The organism is Streptomyces sp. NBC_01217 (genome assembly GCF_035994185.1).
Lineage (GTDB): Bacteria > Actinomycetota > Actinomycetes > Streptomycetales > Streptomycetaceae > Streptomyces.
Window position 1 is genome coordinate 4122999 of record NZ_CP108538.1, and the last position, 18845, is coordinate 4141843.

An 18845-nucleotide genomic window follows, 5' to 3' on the forward strand; every position below is an offset into this window, starting at 1 on the left:
CCGCGTGATGGTTCGCCCGCTTCTCTGCACGTACGGGTGAAAAAGCGGCGATGGGCGGGGATGAGCAGCGGTGGCGGTGGTGACGGGGGCAGTGGTGACGGGGGCTGGCGTCAGCCCGCGCGCAGCGCCATCGTCATCGCCTCCACCGCCAGCAGCGGCGCCACATTGCGGTCCAGCGCCCGGCGGCAGGCGATCACCGCCTCTATCCGGCGCAGGGTGCGCTCGGGTGTGGAGGAGCGGGCGATGCGGTCGAGGGCGTCCTGCGCGTCCCCGTTGGCGATGGCGATCCGCGAGCCCAGCTGAATGGCCAGTACGTCGCGGTAGAAGCCGGTCAGATCGGTGAGCGCCAGATCGAGGCTGTCGCGCTGGGTGCGGGTCTTGCGGCGCTTCTGCCGGTCCTCCAGCTCCTTCATCACGCCCGCCGTGCCGCGCGGCATGCGCCCCCCGGCGGATGCGCCGAGCGCGGCCTTCATCTCCTCCGTCTCCTTGACGTCGACCTCCTCCGAGACCTGCTTGGCGTCATCGGTGGCGGTGTCGATCAGCTCCTGGGCGGCCTTGAGGCAGCCCCCGATGTCCTCGACCCGCAGCGGGAGCTTGAGGACGGCGGCTCGACGGGATCGGGCCTTCTCGTCGGTGGCGAGGCGGCGGGCCCTGCCGATGTGCCCCTGGGTGGCCCGGGCGGCGGACGCGGCCCGCTCCGGATCGATGCCGTCACGCCGGATCAGGACGTCGGCGACCGCGTCGACCGGGGGCGTGCGCAGCGTGAGGTGACGGCAGCGGGAACGGATGGTGGGCAGCACGTCTTCGAGGGAGGGCGCGCAGAGCAGCCACACCGTGCGCGGCGCGGGCTCCTCGACGGCCTTCAGCAGGACGTTCCCCGCGCCTTCGGTGAGCCGGTCGGCGTCCTCCAGGACGATGACCTGCCAGCGGCCGACGGCCGGGGAGAGCTGGGCGCGGCGGACCAGCTCACGGGTCTCCTTGACACCGATGGAGAGCAGATCCGTACGCACCACATCGACGTCGGCGTGCGTACCGATGAGGCTGGTGTGGCAACCGTCACAGAAGCCGCAGCCCGGGGCGCCACCCAGGGCGCGGTCGGGACTGGTGCACTGGAGGGCGGCGGCGAAGGCCCGGGCGGCGGTGGAACGGCCGGAGCCCGGCGGCCCGGTGAACAGCCAGGCGTGAGTCATCTTCGACCCCGGAGGCACCGGCTGCCCCGCGGAGTGGGCGGTGACCAGCGCATCGGCGTCCCGGGCGGCGGCGCCGAGCTGCTCCTGCACCCGGTCCTGACCGACCAGGTCGTCCCATACGGTCATGGGTCACCGCCCTTCCGGTGGTGTGCGGCCGCGCGGCTGTCGTCCGATGCGTTACGGCCGCGCGGCTGTGATGTCGCTGCTTGTCGATCCGGCTTCCCCGATCCGACTCCCATTGTGGGGGACGGGTCTGACAATCCCGGCAGCACAGCCGCTGCCGCGGATCGACGGAGAGCCGGATCCGCAGATCAGCGGCGCGGGCGGCGGCCCCGGCCCGAGGAACCCGAGCCCTCGTCGTCACGGTGGTCGCCCAGCAGCTCGTCCGCGAGCGTCGGCAGATCGTCCAGCGGGGTCTCCTCGGCCCAGTCGGGACGAGGACGCCGGCCCCGGCGCTCCTGACCCGGCTGCGGGGCAGCCGCATCCGGGTCACCGACCTGCGGGAGCTCGCGCGTGCGCTCGTTCTCGTTCTCCCGCGCGTAGTCCGCCGGACGCTCGTCGCGGAAGATGCCCCGCGGAACCCGGTCCGCCGGATTCGCGTCCCGAACATCCCGAGAGTCCCTGCCCGGAACCGGGGGAAGCACCGTCGTCTCGTCGGCGGCACCAGCCACACCGGGCCGCTCGGCCCGCTCCGACCTGTCATGAATCTTCGGAATCATCGCCGTCTCAGCCTCGTCAGAGGACGAGAACGAGGAAGTTGACGCGGGCGGAGTGACCGGCGAGGGCACCGACTGCGTCACATCGTTCGGGCTGACGATCGGTGTCGGCACCGTGATCTCGTTGTCCGGTACGGACGCCGCCGCAGCCGCCTCGGCCTCGGCCTGCCGACGGGCCGCCTCTGCCCGCAGCAGAGCCTCCTCGGCCTTGCGCTGCTTCTCCAGCCGCCGCTCCTCGGCCTCCTTGCGCAGCCGGGCCTCCTCCTCGGCCAGCCTGCGCAGCCGGGCCTGCTCGGCCTCACGGGCGGCTTCCTCGGCCTCGCGCCTGACCTGCTCCTCCTCGGCCAGCCGACGGGCTTCCTCGGCCCGCTGCCGGGCCTCCTCCGCCTGGCGCTCGGCCTCGCGCCGGCGCGCCTCCTCCTCTTCGAGGCGCTTCCGCTCCGCCTCCTCGGCGCGGAGCTTGGCGAGCTGTTCCTGCCGCTCGCGCTCCAGCCGCTCCTCTTCGGCCTTGCGGGCCGCCTCTTCCTCGGCCTTGCGCCTGGCCTCCTCCTCGGCGGCCCTGCGCGCTTCCTCCTGGGCCTTGATCTCGGCCTCGGAGAGCGGAAGGAGCTGGTCGAGCCGGTGACGTACGACCGTGGTGATCGATTCCGGATCCTGGCCCGCATCCACCACCAGATAGCGGGTCGGGTCGGCCGCGGCCAGCGTGAGGAAGCCGGACCGCACCCGGGCGTGGAACTCGGGCGGCTCGGACTCCAGCCGGTCGGGCGCCTCGGTGAACCGTTCCCGCGCGGTCTCCGGGTCGACATCGAGCAGCACCGTCAGATGCGGTACGAGGCCGCTCGTCGCCCACCGCGAGATCCGGGCGATCTCGGTCGGGGAGAGGTCACGGCCCGCGCCCTGGTAGGCGACGGACGAGTCGATGTAGCGGTCGGAGATGACGATCGCGCCGCGCTCCAGCGCCGGACGGACGACCGAGTCGACGTGCTCGGCACGGTCGGCGGCATACAGCAGCGCCTCGGCCCTGTTGGAGAGCCCGGCCGAGGACACGTCGAGCAGGATCGAGCGCAGCCGCTTGCCGACCGGGGTCGCCCCCGGCTCGCGGGTGACGACGACCTCGTGGCCCTTGGCACGGATCCACTCGGCCAGCGCCTCGACCTGGGTGGACTTGCCGGCGCCGTCGCCGCCCTCCAGGGCGAGGAAGAATCCGGTCGCGGCGGGGGCGACGGCCGGGTCGCCGCCGCGCAGCGCCTCACGCAGATCGCGGCGCAGCGGCACTCCGGAACGGTCGTCCGTCTTCGCGAGGACGATCACGGCGACCGGCAGCAGCAACGCGCCGATCAGCATCAGCGCGAAGGCCGCTCCCCCGTGCGCGAAGACGAAGTCACCGGAGACGAGCCGGTGCTTGCCGATCGCGGCGGCCAGCAGCGGGCCCGCGAGCGCACCGAGCGCGATGAGGACCCGTACGACGGCCTGGAGGTGCTCGGTCGTCCTGGCCCGTCGGGAATCCTCGGTCTCCTGGTCGACCAGGACGTGACCGGTGCCTGCGGCGACACCCGCCGCGTATCCGGCGAGTACCGCGATCATCAGCACGGTCGCGGTGTCCGGCACGAGGCCCATGGCGAGGAGCGCGATACCCGTGACGGCGATGGCCAGCGCGAGCAGCCGGCGCCGCGACAGCGCGGGCAGCACCTTCCCTGCCGTACGGATGCCGACAGCCGTGGCACCGGTCAGGCCGAGGATCAGCAGGGCGAAGGTGGCGGGCCCGCCGCCCAGGTCGATGGCGTGCAGTACGGAGACGGCTGCGGCGGCGGCAATGGCTCCGGCGACCGCGGCCGAGGCGCCGACGATCAGTGGTACGGATCCGGTACGGCCCTTGTCGCGGCCGCTGCCGGTCGACGGCCGGCGCAGGCCCTCCAGCGGAGAGCGCGGGCGAGGCGTCTGCGTACCGGGCAGTTCCAGGAAGTACAGCGTGGAGATCGAGGCCGAGAAGAGCCCGGCCGCGACATACGAGCCGAGGGCCGCCTGGTGGAACGAGAACCATTCCAGGCCCGAGCCCAGGAGGTTGCCGACCAGCGTGGCGATCAGCAGCACCGCAGCGGCGGCCGGAATGGCGGCGAAGTCGGTGCGGATGGAGAGCCGGCGCAGCGCGTCCAGGTGGTCGGGCAGCGGACGTACCGCGGCGCCCCCGGGGGGCGGGCCGGGCAGCAGCGCGGGGGCGGCGCCGTCCTTGGCGACCGTCCACAGGCGTTCGGCCGCGCCGATGACGAAGACGGTGATGAGGATCATCATGAGCGCCTTGTCGGGCATCCAGTCGATCCACAGCGGTGCGACGACCAGCAGTGCGAGCCGCAGCCCGTCCGTCCCGATCATCAGCCACCGCCGGTCCAGCGGTCCTCCCGGCGCGGTGAGCGTCGTCAGCGGCCCCAGAAGTACGGCTCCGAAGAGCAGGGTGGCAAGGATCCGGGCACCGAACACCGCGGCGACGGCAAACGCCGCCCCTCGGTACCCGGCTCCGAATGAGCCCTCAAGGACCGCCGCTTGCAGCGACATCAGCACCAGCACGAGAAGGGCGAGTGCATCGCCGATACCGCCGACGAGCTGGGCGCTCCACAACCGCTTCAGCGGAGGAACACGCAACAGGGCTCGTACGGCGCGCTCGCGTGAGTCTGCGGCAAGTGTGTCGGAGGTGGGGCTCACGACCGTTGGCTGCTCGGCTCGCGTCATCCGCCCAGCCTATCCGGAGCAACAGGGTCCCCGGGGCCCCGCCCGAACATATGGCCACCCGAAACACCCCGGCCCCGGCGAAATCCTCAGCCCCTCCGGCGTTTGAGGAGCGGGGGTCCGGGGGCAGAGCCCCCGGTTACGGGAATGGGCGGGCAGGGGACGAGGCCCGCCGCAGGCGCCGCCCAACCGCACCACCGCCCCGCACCCACCGCCCCGCCACAGACCAGCCGTACCGTCAGTCCTCCACAGACGCCGCAGCCGACTTCTTCGCCGCCGCAGTCGTCGTCTTCTTCGCCGCAACCGCCTTCTTCGCGGTAGTCGTCTTCTTCGCCGCAGTCTTCTTGGCGGCCGTCGTCTTCTTCGCGGCCGTCTTCTTCGCGGTCGCCGCCTTCTTCGCCGGAGCCTTCTTCGCCGTCTTCTTGGCGGGCCCCTTGGCGCGCTTCTCCGCGAGCAGCTCGTAGCCCCGCTCCGGCGTGATGTCCTCGACGCTGTCGCCGGTGCGCAGCGTCGCATTCGTCTCGCCGTCGGTGACGTACGCGCCGAAGCGCCCGTCCTTGACCACGACCGGAGCCCCGCTCACCGGGTCCGTGCCCAGCTCCTTCAGCGGCGGCTTCGCGGCGGCCCGCCCGCGCTGCTTCGGCTGGGCGTAGATCGCGAGCGCCTCTTCGAGCGTGATGTCGAAGAGCTGGTCCTCGGAGGTCAGCGAACGCGAGTCCGTGCCCTTCTTCAGGTACGGGCCGTAACGGCCGTTCTGCGCGGTGATCTCGACACCCTCGGCGTCCTCACCGACGACCCGCGGCAGCGACATCAGCCTGAGCGCGTCCGCCAGTGTCACCGTGTCCAGCGACATCGACTTGAAGAGCGACGCGGTCCGCGGCTTCACCGCGTTCTTGCCGGTCTTCGGGGTGCCCTCGGGCAGCACCTCGGTGACGTACGGGCCGTACCGGCCGTCCTTCGCGATGATCTGGTTCCCGGACACCGGGTCCGCGCCGAGCTCGTAGTCACCGCTCGGCTTGGCCAGCAGCTCCTCCGCGTACTCGACGGACAGCTCGTCGGGTGCCAGCTCCTCCGGGACGTCCGCGCGCTGGTGGCCCTCGGCGTCCTTCTCACCGCGCTCGATGTACGGGCCGTACCGCCCGACGCGGAGCTTGATGTCGTTGCCGACGGGGAAGGAGGAGATCTCCCGGGCGTCGATCGCGCCGAGGTCGGTGACGAGCTCCTTGAGACCGCCGAGGTGGTCGCCGTCACCGTTGCCCGCGGCGGAGGCCGACCCGCTGACGGTGTCGTCGCCCTCACCGAAGTAGAAACGCCTCAGCCACGGCACGGACTGGGCCTCGCCCCGCGCGATGCGGTCGAGGTCGTCCTCCATCCGCGCGGTGAAGTCGTAGTCGACGAGCCGGCCGAAGTGCTTCTCCAGCAGGTTGACCACGGCGAAGGAGAGGAACGACGGGACGAGCGCCGTGCCCTTCTTGAAGACGTAGCCGCGGTCCAGGATCGTGCCGATGATCGAGGCGTACGTCGACGGGCGGCCGATCTCGCGCTCTTCGAGCTCCTTGACCAGCGAGGCCTCGGTGTAGCGGGCCGGCGGCTTGGTCGCGTGACCGTCGACCGAGATCTCCTCGGCGGACAGCGCGTCGCCCTCGGCGACCTGCGGGAGGCGCCGCTCACGGTCGTCGAGCTCGGCGTTCGGGTCGTCGGCGCCTTCGACGTAGGCCTTCATGAAGCCGTGGAAGGTGATCGTCTTGCCGGACGCGGAGAACTCGGCGTCCCGGCCGTCGCTCGCCCGGCCGCCGATCTTCACGGTGACGGAGTTGCCGACCGCGTCCTTCATCTGGGAGGCGACGGTCCGCTTCCAGATCAGCTCGTAGAGCCGGAACTGGTCGCCGGTGAGGCCGGTCTCGGCCGGGGTGCGGAAGCGGTCGCCGGAGGGGCGGATCGCCTCGTGCGCCTCCTGCGCGTTCTTGACCTTCCCGGCGTACGTGCGCGGCTTGTCCGGCAGGTAGTCGGCGCCGTACAGCTGCGTGACCTGCGCCCTTGCCGCGGAGATCGCGGTGTCGGAGAGGGTCGTGGAGTCGGTACGCATATAGGTGATGAAGCCGTTCTCGTACAGCTTCTGCGCGACCTGCATGGTGGCCTTGGCCCCGAAGCCCAGCTTCCGGCTCGCCTCCTGCTGGAGGGTCGTCGTACGGAACGGGGCGTACGGGGAGCGGCGGTACGGCTTCGACTCGACGGACCGTACGGCGAACGACGAGTCGGCGAGAGCGGCGGCCAGGGCCCGGGCGTTCGTCTCGTCCAGGTGCAGCAGCTGCCCGGAGGCGGACTTCAGCTGTCCGTCCGGACCGAAGTCGCGGCCCTGGGCGATGCGGCGGCCGTCGACCGCGCTGAGGCGGGCGGCGAGGGTCGAGGGGTCGGAGGCGTCACCGGTGCGACCGGTGGCGAAGGTACCGGTCAGGTCCCAGTACTCGGCGGAACGGAAGGCGATGCGCTCGCGCTCCCGCTCGACGACGAGACGGGTCGCCACGGACTGGACACGGCCGGCCGACAGGCGCGGCATGACCTTCTTCCACAGGACCGGCGAGACCTCGTAGCCGTAGAGGCGGTCGAGGATGCGGCGGGTCTCCTGGGCGTCGACCATGCGCTGATTGAGCTCGCGCGGGTTGGCCACCGCCTCCCGGATCGCGTCCTTGGTGATCTCGTGGAAGACCATCCGGTGGACCGGGACCTTGGGCTTCAGGACTTCCTGCAGGTGCCAAGCGATGGCTTCGCCCTCGCGGTCCTCATCGGTGGCGAGGAAGAGTTCGTCGGACTCGGCCAGCAGCTGCTTGAGCTTCCTGACCTGGGCCTTCTTGTCCGCGTTGACGACGTAGACGGGCTGGAAGTCATGCTCGACGTCGACGCCGAGCCGGCGGACCTCGCCGGTGTACTCGTCCGGGACCTCTGCGGCGCCGTTCGGCAGGTCGCGGATGTGCCCGACGCTCGCCTCGACGACGTATCCGGGGCCGAGGTAGCCCTTGATCGTCTTCGCCTTGGCAGGCGACTCGACGATGACGAGTCGGCGGCCGCCCTGTGCGGTCTCGCTGGTCGGGGACAACTTCGCTCTTCTCTCCGGTCGACACTCAGTGGGCATCCGGGCAGCGCGATGACGCTGCCTACGGTGCTGTCGCTGCGGAGTGTGACGGTACAACCCGCCCCCGTGTCAAACGGCAAAAGCCCGCAACGGCCACTCGAACGGTAACCCGACTTCCGCCATTCCTGCCGCCCGGACTGTCCGGTCCGCCGAGCGCACGGCCGCTGCCTGCGGGTTTCTGGGTGCTGTAGCAGCGCTGCGGGTACGGGTGGTGAGATGCGGACGGTCCGGGCGTGTTCCCCGTCACCGTCCGACGCAACCGCGCCACTGTCCGGCATCCCCGCGCCGCTGCCCTGTGCGCCCTGCCGGCTCCCGGCCCGGTGCGGTGCGGTCCGGCGGGGAGTGGATCAGATGCGAGTGAAGCACCACACGCCGAGGACGAGAAAAAGTACGCCGAACACAGTGGCGAGAGTGGCGGAGGCGACGGGGCTCACACCGTGCGCGACCGGCGCGCGGTGCAGCAAGCGCGCCCCCGTCCACAGCAGCAGCGCGACACCGAACAGCGCGAACGCCGTCCCGGCGAAGACCGCAGGTCCGCTCTCCATGTCCGTACGCCTCCCTGTCCCTGCTCGGCCGGGGCCCGTGCCATCCGGTCAGGAGGAGGCTGCCACCCCAGGGCGTCTCGTACGCGAACCCCGGGTGAATGGAAGGATTCACGCAACCCGGATGCTCGGGACCGAGGCCCCGGGGGCAGAACCGGGCCGTGGACCAACCGGAATCCGCACCCTCCGCGACGGACCGTCACCGGGCCATCGGCAGCAAGCGTGAAGACGCTGTTGGCGGGCCCGTTCCTTACATACGGCGGACCGGCATACGGCGGCAACGCACCCGAACCGGAACGAATCCCGGCCACGGAGACGGCCACGGTGGCGTGGGCCGTGGCGGGCAGTGGCAGGCGCAGGGGCAGCCCGGAGGCGCACCGCCCCCGCTCCCCGGGATCCGAACGACGCCATCAGCGCGCCGACGGCACCGGCTCCAGGAAGCCCTCCTCCACCAGCAACCGGATCGCCTGCGGGGTGCGGTCGCGCAGCAGCACCGGGTCCTCGTTCATCAACTGGGCGATCGCGTCCAGGATCCGGCCCGCGGGCAGCGTCCCGTCGCACACGCCCGCGAAGCCTGCGCCGACGGCGTCGACCTTCGTCGCACGCCGCATGCCGCGGTTCTGACGGAGCACCACGTGTTCGGGGTCCTCCGCGCCCGGCAGTCCGACCTGCTCCTGCACGACCTCGGCGGCGAGGGTGAAGTGCCCGGCCAGGAGCGCCGCGTCGTCCTGTTCACGGAGGTAGTCCTGACGGGCGAAGTGGGCCTGGACGGCCGGTCCGAGCGGCTGCTCCACCGCATGCGGCCACTCCTCGATCACGACGGACGCGTTCCCGGCGGCAGCCGCGGCGGACTTGCGCAGGGTGATCCAGCCGAAGCCGACACCCTTGGTCTTGCGGGCCTCGAACTCGTCCAGCCAGGCGTCGTACCGCGCGGCGTACTCAGCGGGGTCCGCACGGTGGTCGCCGCTGTCGCGCAGCCACAGCTCTGCGTACTGCGTGACGTCCTGGACCTCGCGCTGCACGATCCAGGCGTCGCAGCCGTGCGGCACCCAGGAACCGAGCCTGTTCTGCCACTCCTCGCCCTCGATGTGCTGCCAGTTGGCGAGGAAGTGGGCGTATCCGCCCTCGTTGAGCCGGTCGCCCGTCTGCTGCACCAGGGTCCGGCACAGGTCGTCGCCGCCCATCCCGCCGTCGCGGTAGGTGAGGCGGGCGCCGGGCGAGATGACGAACGGCGGGTTGGAGACGATCAGGTCGTACGTCTCGGTGCCGACCGGCTCGTACAGCGACCCCTGGCGCAGCTCGGCCGGGGCGGCGCCGGACAGGGCGAGGGTCAGCCGGGTGAAGTCCAGCGCCCGCGGGTTGAGGTCGGTGGCCGTGACCCGGGTGGCGTGCTGCGAGGCGTGCAGCGCCTGGATGCCGGAGCCCGTACCGACATCGAGCGCGGAGGCGACAGGCGTACGGACGGTGATGCCGGCGAGCGTGGTGGACGCCCCGCCGACGCCGAGGACCACGCCCTCCTCGTGCGAACCGATGCCGCCCGCACCGCCGACCGCGCAGCCCAGGTCGGAGACGATGTACCAGTCCTGCCCGTCGGGGCCGCTGTACGGCCGTACGTCGACGGTGGCCCGCACTTCGTCGCCGATGCGGGTCACCCAGCCGTCCTCGACGCACTCGGCCAGCGGGAGCGCGGCGCGGGCCCGCTCGTACGGGACGGGGTGCTGGAGCAGAAAGAGCCGCACCAGTATTTCGAGCGGCGAGTCGCCCCGGGTGGCGCGCAGCGCCGGAACCGTCTCGCTGCGGGCGAGCGCGGCGTAGGCGGGCGCACCGAGCAGGTCGAGGAGTCCGTCGGCGGTGAAGGCGGCGGCGAGCAGGGCTTCGCGGAGTAGGGGCGAACGGTCGGGCGCGGGAAGACTGGTCGTACTCACCCACCCATTGTGGCCGCTCCCACTGACAACGGCAGCGGTCCGGCACCTGCAGGGGCCGCCGGACCGTCCGTACAACCGCTGCTCCGCTACAGCCGCCCGGTCACGACGTCTTGCTGGGCAAGGCGGCCGGGGAGGCCGTCTTCGAGGCACTGGTGTTCGGCGGCACCGAGGCCGTCGGCTTCTGGCAGCCCTTCTGCTTGGCCATCGCGGCGCCGACCTCGCCGGACTGGAGCTTCTTCAGCGCGTCGTCACCACTGGTGCTGATCTTGTTGAGCTCGTCCGCGATGCCCTTGAGACCGTCGGCGAACTTCGCCTGGTCCTTCGTGTTGAGGGCGTCGACCTTCTTCTGCAGGTTCGCGTAGGCCACGGAGGAGGCGTTGAGCTCCTTCACGGCCTCCTTCTGCGTGGTCTCGCCACCGTCGACCGGCGGCGGGCCGGCTGAATCGACAGCCGTGCCCAGTGCCTTGTACGCCTGCGAGATCTGCTGGAAGGCGGCCGAGTCGGTCTTCTGGACATCGGCGGGCTTGCTGTTGTCCGCGGTCTGCTGCTGGATGGCGGCGTTGGCATTCGCGATCTTCTGCAGTTGGGGCTGGACCTGGTCGCAGACCGTCTTGGCCCAGGCGTTCACCTTGTCGCTGTTGTCGTCGCTGCTGCAGCCCGACAGGGTCAGTACCAGTACCGCGCCGCCGGACAGCGCGGTACCAAGCTTCTTGTTCACCGGATCGGTCCCTTCCAAGACTCTCGGCCCCGGAACTTACACGCCGAGCGCCCCCCATCCGGGTGCCGAACGTCCGATGAGTGGCCTTTTGCAGCCATTTGCACCAAGGGAAATGAGGGAGATACAACTCACCCGCACGGCCCTCAGGGGTGGGAACACCTGCACGAGCAAGCGCACGAACGGGTGCACGGACAGGTGAACGGACACGCGCGCCGACAACCACATCGGCAGGATCTCCGACCGGCGGACAACAAGCGGACAACAAGGCGGGCGACGCATCAGAGTGCGTCGCCCGCCCGGTCGTTGAGCCGAGACCGGCTATGCGCCGCCCCCCGCTCCCCGGAGCCACTTCACGAAACGGCCGCCGGGTCAGCCGACTTTGCGGGTCCCCCGTCACCGTCCGCGGGGTCCTCCTCGTCCCCCACGGCGATCCCGCGCCGCTTGGAGACGTAGACCGCGCCGATGATGACGACGATGGCGAACACCGCCACCACCGCCCGCACTCCGGCGCTCGCGTCCTGCCCGTAACTGAACTGCACCACCGCCGGGGCGATGAGCAGCGCGACCAGGTTCATCACCTTGAGCAAGGGGTTGATCGCCGGTCCCGCCGTGTCCTTGAACGGATCGCCGACCGTGTCACCGATGACGGTCGCGGCATGGGCCTCGCTGCCCTTGCCGCCGTAATGGCCGTCCTCGACGAGTTTCTTGGCGTTGTCCCACGCACCACCGGAGTTGGCGAGGAAGACCGCCATCAGGGTGCCGGTGCCGATGGCGCCCGCGAGGTACGAGCCGAGCGCGCCGACGCCGAGCGTGAACCCGACGGCGATCGGCGCCAGGACGGCGAGCAGGCCGGGCGTGGCGAGCTCGCGCAGGGCGTCCTTGGTGCAGATGTCGACGACGCGCCCGTACTCCGGCTTCTCGCTGTAGTCCATGATCCCGGGATGCTCGCGGAACTGCCGCCGCACCTCGTAGACCACGGATCCGGCGGACCGGGACACCGCGTTGATCGCCAGGCCGGAGAAGAGGAAGACGACCGCGGCACCGAGGATCAGGCCCACCAAGTTGTTGGGCTGTGAGATGTCCAGACTGAGTGTCATCCCCCCGGCCTTGGCCCCCACGTTGTCGACCGCCGTGGCGATCGCGTCGCGGTACGAGCCGAAGAGCGCCGACGCCGCCAGGACGGCGGTGGCGATGGCGATGCCCTTGGTGATGGCCTTGGTGGTGTTGCCGACGGCGTCCAGGTCGGTGAGGACCTGGGCACCGGCGCCCGTGACGTCGCCGGACATCTCCGCGATGCCCTGCGCGTTGTCGGAGACCGGGCCGAAGGTGTCCATGGCCACGATGACCCCGACGGTGGTGAGCAGCCCGGTCCCGGCCAGGGCCACCGCGAAGAGCGCCAGCATGATCGACGTACCGCCGAGCAGGAACGCCCCGTAGACGCCGAGGCCGATCAGCAGCGCCGTGTAGACGGCGGACTCCAGACCGATGGAGATACCGGCGAGCACGACGGTGGCCGGGCCGGTCAGCGAGGACTTGCCGATGTCCCTGACGGGACGCCTGTTGGTTTCTGTGAAGTAGCCGGTCAGCTGTTGGATCAGGGCGGCCAGCACGATGCCGATGGCGACGGCGACCAGGGCGAAGACCCGTGGGTCACCGTCGTGCGAGGTGATGGCGCCGTCGGTGACACCGTCCAGTTCCGCGTACGAGGACGGCAGATAGACGAAGACCGCCACCGCCACCAGAACGAGCGAGATCACTGCGGAGATGAAGAATCCGCGGTTGATGGCGGTCATTCCGCTGCGGTCGGCGCGCCGCGGGGCGACCGCGAAGATCCCGATCATCGCGGTGACCACGCCGATCGCCGGGACGATCAGCGGGAAGGCCAGCCCGGAGTCGCCGAAGGCGGCCTTGCCGAGGATGAGCGCGGCGACGAGCGTCACGGCATACGACTCGAAGAGGTCGGCCGCCATGCCCGCGCAGTCGCCCACGTTGTCGCCCACGTTGTCGGCGATGGTGGCGGCGTTGCGCGGGTCGTCCTCCGGAATGCCCTGCTCCACCTTGCCGACGAGGTCGGCACCGACGTCGGCGGCCTTGGTGAAGATGCCGCCACCGACCCTCATGAACATGGCGATCAGTGCGGCACCGAGACCGAAGCCCTCCAGCACCTTCGGCGCGTCCGCGGCGTAGACGAGGACGACACAGGAAGCGCCGAGCAGCCCGAGGCCGACGGTGATCATGCCGACCACTCCACCGGTACGAAAAGCGATCTTCATCGCCTTGTGCGAAACAGCGGTGAGATCTTTTTCGGGTTCGCCAGGCGCGGGAGTCGCCTCACGCGCAGCAGCAGCCACACGGACATTACTGCGTACGGCGAGCCGCATCCCGATGTATCCGGTGGCCGCCGAGAAAAGCGCACCCACCAGGAAGAACAACGAACGGCCCGCGCGCTGCGACCAGTTGTCGGCCGGAAGCAGCAGAAGCAGGAAGAAGACCACGACGGCAAAGATGCCGACGGTGCGCAACTGCCGGGCCAGATAGGCATTCGCGCCTTCCTGCACGGCGGCCGCGATCTCCTTCATGCGGTCGGTTCCCTCGCCGGCCGCCAGCACCTGACGGACCAGCAGCCGGGCGACGACCAGTGCGGCGACGGCGACGACCGCGACAACGATCACGATGACGCGATTGTCATCGGTGAGTACCGCGGCCGCGAGAGATGCGGACCGGCCGGAAGGTGTGGAAAGTGCGGAATCTTGCGTCAGTCCTGCCAGTGGGGTGTTGAAGAACTCCGCCATACGTCCTCCTTGACGCTCAGCGCTCAAGACGTGGACGGATTGTAGGGAGCGGAAGCTGATCAAAACAGTGCGCGGCAAAATGTAATTGACCTTGGCACGCGGATCGGCAAAAGATCGCGGTCACCGATCGACCCGAATGCAGTAATGGGGCAGACACATTTTCTATAGATCATTGATCACACAGAAATGAAAAAGGCCCTGCTCAGCAGGGCCTCAAAAGTCGGATCAAGAAATGGCACGAGGGAGGGATCCAGCGGGATCGGGACGGCCTAACCCGCCGGAACCCCTGCGGCGCCTCAGGGAAGCACTGTCACGGGCGTCTTCGGCCAGCTCATGCGGATCACTTCGCCATGGGCTCCCGATCTGACTTCCATATCATCGACGAGCCCGCTGATGACCGCGAGACCCATCTCGTCCTCGCCGTCGGCATCGGTCTCGGAATCCGGTCCATCGAACCCCACGCCGGGCGTGGCGCCGCGTGTCGCGGAGGCTCCGGCTGCTTCGCTTCCGCCGGGGGCGGGTTCGGCGCCCGGTCCGGGCACCTCGTCGCCGACCTCGATGGAGAAGGACTTCTCCTCCTCGGTCAGGATGACGGAGACGGGCGCGGTGATGCCGTGGCTGCGGTGCAGCCCGACCGCGCGGCTGCAGGCTTCACCGACGGCGAGTCTGACCTCGTCGAGCACGGCTTCATCGACCCCGGCCCGGCGCGCCACGGCGGCTGCCACGAGGCGGGCCGTCCTGACGTGTTCGGGCTGGGCGCTGAAGCGGAGTTCAACGGTGGCCATGCGATCCCCCTCAGACGTACGGGCGTGCATCCCAGGGGTCCGGGCGGGCTGCCCGGCACCCTGCTCTTCTTCCGGTCTACTCCGGTCGGCTTCCGATTCGTCGTCCGGACTTCGTCCAGTCTTCTTCCAAAACCGGCAAAGGCGTCCGCCGACCGGCCGGGAAGCAGCAGACCGCCGAACGGCCGCCTGACGGCGACCGACCGGCTACCCCGGCGATCGGAGCACTGACTGCCCGACCCACCGACTGCCCGACTACGGCAACCGGCGGTCGGACCGCCTGCGTCGCACCGGCCGCCGGTCATGGCCACCGGTGCGCCGACCACACGTCGGCCGACTGCGAACCGGCCGTCAGTCGGTGGCCGCAACCGCCTCGTCGACCGTGGTGTGAATCGGGAACACCTTGGTCAGGCCGGTGATCCGGAAAATCTTGAGAATTCGCTCCTGGTTGCAGACCAGGCGCAACGAGCCCTCATGGGCCCGGACACGCTTCAGGCCACCCACGAGCACGCCGAGGCCGGTGGAGTCGAGGAAGTCGACGCCTTCCATGTCGACAACCAGGTGGTAGCTGCCGTCATTCACCAACTCGACCAACTGCTCGCGCAGCTTGGGCGCGGTATACACATCAATCTCGCCACCGACCTCGACGACCGTACGGTCGCCACCAGGGCCGGACACATTGCGAGTCGACAAGGACAGGTCCACGGATCCTCCAGCACCTTGCTATCGAGCGGTCGCCCCTCGGTCTCCCCGACGGAGCCAGGGGACGGATCGCCAGCCGCGATGGCATTCAATCACTTACCAGCAGCCATGCACGACGCCTTGGGACCATTGTCCGTCACGCCAGTGACACACTCGGTGCCGATGGCCAAGAATCACCGCCCCAGTCGACCACCCGGGAACAGGGACTCGCGCCCCTCTCCCGCCATGATCCTCGACCGGCTCGCCGCAGTGGCGGGCCGGTCCACGCGCATCACTCATACGGAGCACTTGCCCCCGCGTACGGGAACCCATGCCATCTGGCCCGATCGCATCCGGCCAGAAGTGATCGCGGCGATCCAGAAGGCCGGGATCGACCACCCGTGGACGCACCAGGCGGCCGCCGCCGAGCATGCCCTGGACGGCGAATCCGTGGTCATCGCCACCGGCACGGCGTCCGGCAAGTCGCTCGCCTATCTCGCCCCGCTGCTCACCGCCCTGCTCGACGGCTCCGAGGCGCCGAACGGCCGTGGCGCGACCGCCCTGTATCTCGCCCCCACCAAGGCCCTGGCCGCCGATCAGAGACGTGCGGTGAAGGAACTCGCGGCACCGCTCGGCACGGCCATCAGGCCCGCGGTCTACGACGGCGACACCCCGGTCGAGGAGCGCGAGTGGGTGCGCCAGTACGCCAACTACGTCCTGACCAACCCCGACATGCTGCATCGCGGGATACTTCCGTCCCACCCCCGCTGGTCCTCCTTCCTGCGCGCCCTGCGCTTCGTCGTCATCGACGAGTGCCACACCTACCGGGGTGTCTTCGGCTCCCACGTCGCCCAGGTGGTGCGCCGACTGCGCCGCCTGTGCGCCCGCTACGGAGCGAATCCGGTCTTCCTCCTCGCCTCGGCCACTGCGGCGGAGCCCTCCGTCGCGGCGGGCCGCCTCACCGGTCTCCCGGTCGTGGAGGTCGCCGACGACGCCTCGCCCCGCGGCGAAATGGTCTTCGCCCTGTGGGAACCGCCGCTGACCGAGCTGCACGGCGAGAAGGGCGCCCCCGTCCGCCGCACCGCCACCGCCGAGACCGCCGACCTCCTCACCGATCTGACCGTCCAGGGCGTCCGCTCGGTCGCCTTCGTACGCTCCCGGCGCGGCGCCGAACTGATCTCCGTCATCGCCAAGGAGCGCCTTGCCGAGGTCGACCGCTCCCTGCCCGCCCGGGTCGCCGCCTACCGCGGGGGCTATCTCCCCGAGGAGCGCCGCGCCCTGGAACGCGCCCTGCACTCCGGCCGGCTTCTCGGCCTGGCCGCCACCACCGCCCTCGAACTCGGCATCGACGTCTCCGGCCTGGACGCCGTCGTCATCGCGGGCTATCCCGGCACCAGGGCGTCGCTGTGGCAGCAGGCGGGCCGCGCCGGACGCTCCGGCCAGGGCGCCCTGGCCGTCCTGGTGGCCCGCGACGACCCGCTGGACACCTTCCTCGTCCACCATCCCGAGGCGCTGTTCCAGCAGCCCGTGGAGTCGACCGTCCTCGACCCGGACAACCCCTACGTCCTCGCCCCGCACCTGTGTGCCGCCGCTGCGGAGCTCCCGCTCACCGAACCGGACCTGGAGCTCTTCGGTCCCGCCGTGGCCGAGCTGCTGCCGCAGCTGGAGGCCGCGAAGCTGCTGCGCAAGCGGGCATCGGGCTGGCACTGGACCCGCCGGGAGCGCGCTGCCGATCTCACCGACATCCGGGGCGAGGGCGGCCGCCCCGTCCAGATCGTCGAGGAGGGCACCGGCCGGCTGCTGGGCACCGTCGACGAATCGGCCGCGCACACCGCCGTCCACGAAGGCGCCGTCCACCTCCACCAGGGCCGCACCTATCTGGTCCGGAAGCTGGACCTGGAGGACTCGGTCGCCCTGGTCGAGGAGGCCAACCCGCCGTACTCGACGACCGCACGCGACACCACCGCCATCGCCGTCCTGGAGACCGACACCGAGATCCCGTGGGGCGACGGGCGGCTCTGCTACGGCTCCGTGGAAGTCACCAACCAGGTCGTCTCCTTCCTGCGTCGCAAACTGATCACCGGCGAGGTTCTCGGCGAGACCAAGCTGGACCTGCCGCCCCGCACTCTGCGCACGCGAGCCGTGTGGTGGACGGTCACACAGGACCAGCTCGACGCCGCCCGCATCAATCCGGAGATCCTGGGCGGCGCCCTGCACGCCGCGGAGCATGCGTCGATCGGGATGCTGCCGCTCTTCGCCACCTGCGACCGGTGGGACATCGGCGGCGTCTCCGTGCCCTTGCACCCGGACACCCTGTTGCCCACGGTCTTCGTGTACGACGGTCATCCGGGCGGTGCCGGATTCGCCGAGCGGGCCTTCCACACCGCTCGTACATGGCTGACCGCGACCCGCGAAGCCATTGCCTCGTGCGAGTGCGAGGCGGGCTGCCCGTCCTGCATCCAGTCCCCCAAGTGCGGCAATGGCAACGATCCGCTGCACAAACGCGGCGCCGTACGCCTCCTCAACGAACTCCTGCGATCCGCCCCGCCGGACCCCGGGAAGCCGAGCCCTCCTGAACCGTCGGAGGCGACGGCCCCGGAGAGCCGGGAGCAGCTTCCTGAGGGCCGGCCCGGGACCTGACCGCCGGTTCGTACGGCCCGAAGCCCACCCGGGCCGTCACATCGGCGATCTCCCCGCGCACGGTGCACCGCACCACCACCGCCCCCTGCGCCGCGGCCACCTCCTCGGCCGCCCCGCACGCCTCCCCGGGACCTCGCAGGGCCCGGTCGGCCGCGGCCAGGGCCGCCAGATCCGCCGCGCCACCGGCCCGGTGCCGGGCGACCACCACCTGCCCGAGCGCCAGCACGACTGCGAACACCGCACACAGCGTGGCCGTGGTCATCGCCACCCACACCGTCGCCAGCCCCCTGTCCCGGTCCGGGGCCCCGCCTCGGTTCCGGGCGCGGTCCCCGCACGCGCGCAGCCACCCGAGGACGGCCTTCTGAGCGCCCCCTCCCCCGTCCTCTCCCACTCCCGTCCCGGTCATGACGCCACCCCCACCGTGTCCTCGGCCAGTGCCGCCGCCTCGGCGTGGAGCGTCAGGGCCAGCGGCCCGAGTCCGGGCATCGGCGCCGCCACCCGTACCCGCCACAACTCCCCGGCCCGCTCCATCACGACTTCGGCCCCACCGGGTGCCGCCGAACGGGTGGCGTCCAGCACCAGAGCCTCCGGTTCCGAGCGGGCGGCCGCCCTCGCCCCGGCCCTGGCCGCGTCCACGCACCGGATCTGGGCGGAGGCGGCCATCAGCGCCCAGACGAGCGCCAGGGCGAACACCACCAGCACGGGAATCGCCATGGCCGCCTCCGCCGTCACCGCGCCTCGGTCCCCGCCCGCGCTCCCGGAGCGGCCCGGGGCCCATGCCCCGGAGCCGCTCCTAGAACTTCGCATCGAGCGCGCCCTTGAGCAGAGACTGCAACGCGGACATGACCGGCTGACTGGTGACCACCTTGTAGAGCACCGCCGCGAACGCACAGGCCGCGATCGTCCCCACCGCATATTCGGATGTCGTCATTCCGTCGTCCGACCGGATTCGGCGCACCATGCTCCGCACCCAGCCCCTGATTCGCTGCCTCATTTCAACCCCCACGA

13 protein-coding genes are annotated in these 18845 nt (G+C 70.7%); 1 reads left to right on the forward strand and 12 read right to left on the reverse strand.

What is annotated here, in order from left to right; translation table 11 throughout:
* Window positions 1-110: 110 nt before the first annotated feature.
* The 9 genes from OG507_RS18090 to OG507_RS18130 form a co-directional block, all read right to left on the reverse strand.
* Window positions 111-1316 carry a DNA polymerase III subunit delta' gene (locus OG507_RS18090; RefSeq protein WP_327368227.1) on the reverse strand — a complete coding sequence of 402 codons (1206 nt, stop codon included), beginning with the start codon at window positions 1314-1316 and terminating at the stop codon, window positions 111-113.
* Between the two features lie 185 nt (window positions 1317-1501).
* Complete coding sequence (gene tmk / locus OG507_RS18095) at window positions 1502-4630, reverse strand: dTMP kinase (RefSeq protein ID WP_327368228.1); 3129 nt, start codon at window positions 4628-4630, stop codon at window positions 1502-1504.
* A 235-nt stretch (window positions 4631-4865) separates the two neighbouring features.
* Complete coding sequence (gene topA / locus OG507_RS18100) at window positions 4866-7721, reverse strand: type I DNA topoisomerase (protein ID WP_327368229.1); 2856 nt, start codon at window positions 7719-7721, stop codon at window positions 4866-4868.
* Window positions 7722-8104: 383 nt separating this feature from the next.
* Window positions 8105-8302 carry a hypothetical protein gene (locus tag OG507_RS18105; RefSeq protein ID WP_327368230.1) on the reverse strand — a complete coding sequence of 66 codons (198 nt, stop codon included), beginning with the start codon at window positions 8300-8302 and terminating at the stop codon, window positions 8105-8107.
* Between the two features lie 407 nt (window positions 8303-8709).
* Window positions 8710-10224: a class I SAM-dependent methyltransferase gene (locus tag OG507_RS18110; protein WP_327368231.1), complete on the reverse strand. Its 1515-nt coding sequence runs from the start codon at window positions 10222-10224 to the stop codon at window positions 8710-8712.
* 100 nt (window positions 10225-10324) lie between these two features.
* Window positions 10325-10942 carry a small secreted protein gene (locus OG507_RS18115; protein ID WP_327368232.1) on the reverse strand — a complete coding sequence of 206 codons (618 nt, stop codon included), beginning with the start codon at window positions 10940-10942 and terminating at the stop codon, window positions 10325-10327.
* A 350-nt stretch (window positions 10943-11292) separates the two neighbouring features.
* Window positions 11293-13734 carry a sodium-translocating pyrophosphatase gene (locus OG507_RS18120; RefSeq protein ID WP_327368233.1) on the reverse strand — a complete coding sequence of 814 codons (2442 nt, stop codon included), beginning with the start codon at window positions 13732-13734 and terminating at the stop codon, window positions 11293-11295.
* A 296-nt stretch (window positions 13735-14030) separates the two neighbouring features.
* Complete coding sequence (locus OG507_RS18125; protein WP_327368234.1) at window positions 14031-14519, reverse strand: ATP-binding protein; 489 nt, start codon at window positions 14517-14519, stop codon at window positions 14031-14033.
* A gap of 348 nt (window positions 14520-14867) precedes the next feature.
* Window positions 14868-15221, reverse strand: coding sequence for an STAS domain-containing protein (locus OG507_RS18130; protein WP_003967428.1), 354 nt, complete (start codon window positions 15219-15221; stop codon window positions 14868-14870).
* A gap of 78 nt (window positions 15222-15299) precedes the next feature.
* On the opposite strand from OG507_RS18130, the gene OG507_RS18135 reads away from it, so the two are divergent.
* Window positions 15300-17837, forward strand: coding sequence for a DEAD/DEAH box helicase (locus OG507_RS18135; protein ID WP_327368235.1), 2538 nt, complete (start codon window positions 15300-15302; stop codon window positions 17835-17837).
* Here OG507_RS18135 and OG507_RS18140 read toward each other — a convergent pair.
* From OG507_RS18140 to OG507_RS18150, 3 genes are read right to left on the reverse strand one after another with little or no spacing between them, the layout of a single operon-like run.
* Window positions 17719-18243: an Rv3654c family TadE-like protein gene (locus OG507_RS18140; protein WP_327368236.1), complete on the reverse strand. Its 525-nt coding sequence runs from the start codon at window positions 18241-18243 to the stop codon at window positions 17719-17721. The genes OG507_RS18135 and OG507_RS18140 overlap by 119 nt on opposite strands.
* Window positions 18240-18644: a TadE family type IV pilus minor pilin gene (locus OG507_RS18145; RefSeq protein WP_327368237.1), complete on the reverse strand. Its 405-nt coding sequence runs from the start codon at window positions 18642-18644 to the stop codon at window positions 18240-18242. The genes OG507_RS18140 and OG507_RS18145 overlap by 4 nt, the downstream gene beginning before the upstream one ends.
* Window positions 18631-18831: a DUF4244 domain-containing protein gene (locus OG507_RS18150; RefSeq protein WP_327368238.1), complete on the reverse strand. Its 201-nt coding sequence runs from the start codon at window positions 18829-18831 to the stop codon at window positions 18631-18633. Before OG507_RS18150 ends, OG507_RS18145 begins: the two co-directional genes overlap by 14 nt.
* Window positions 18832-18845 lie beyond the last annotated feature (14 nt).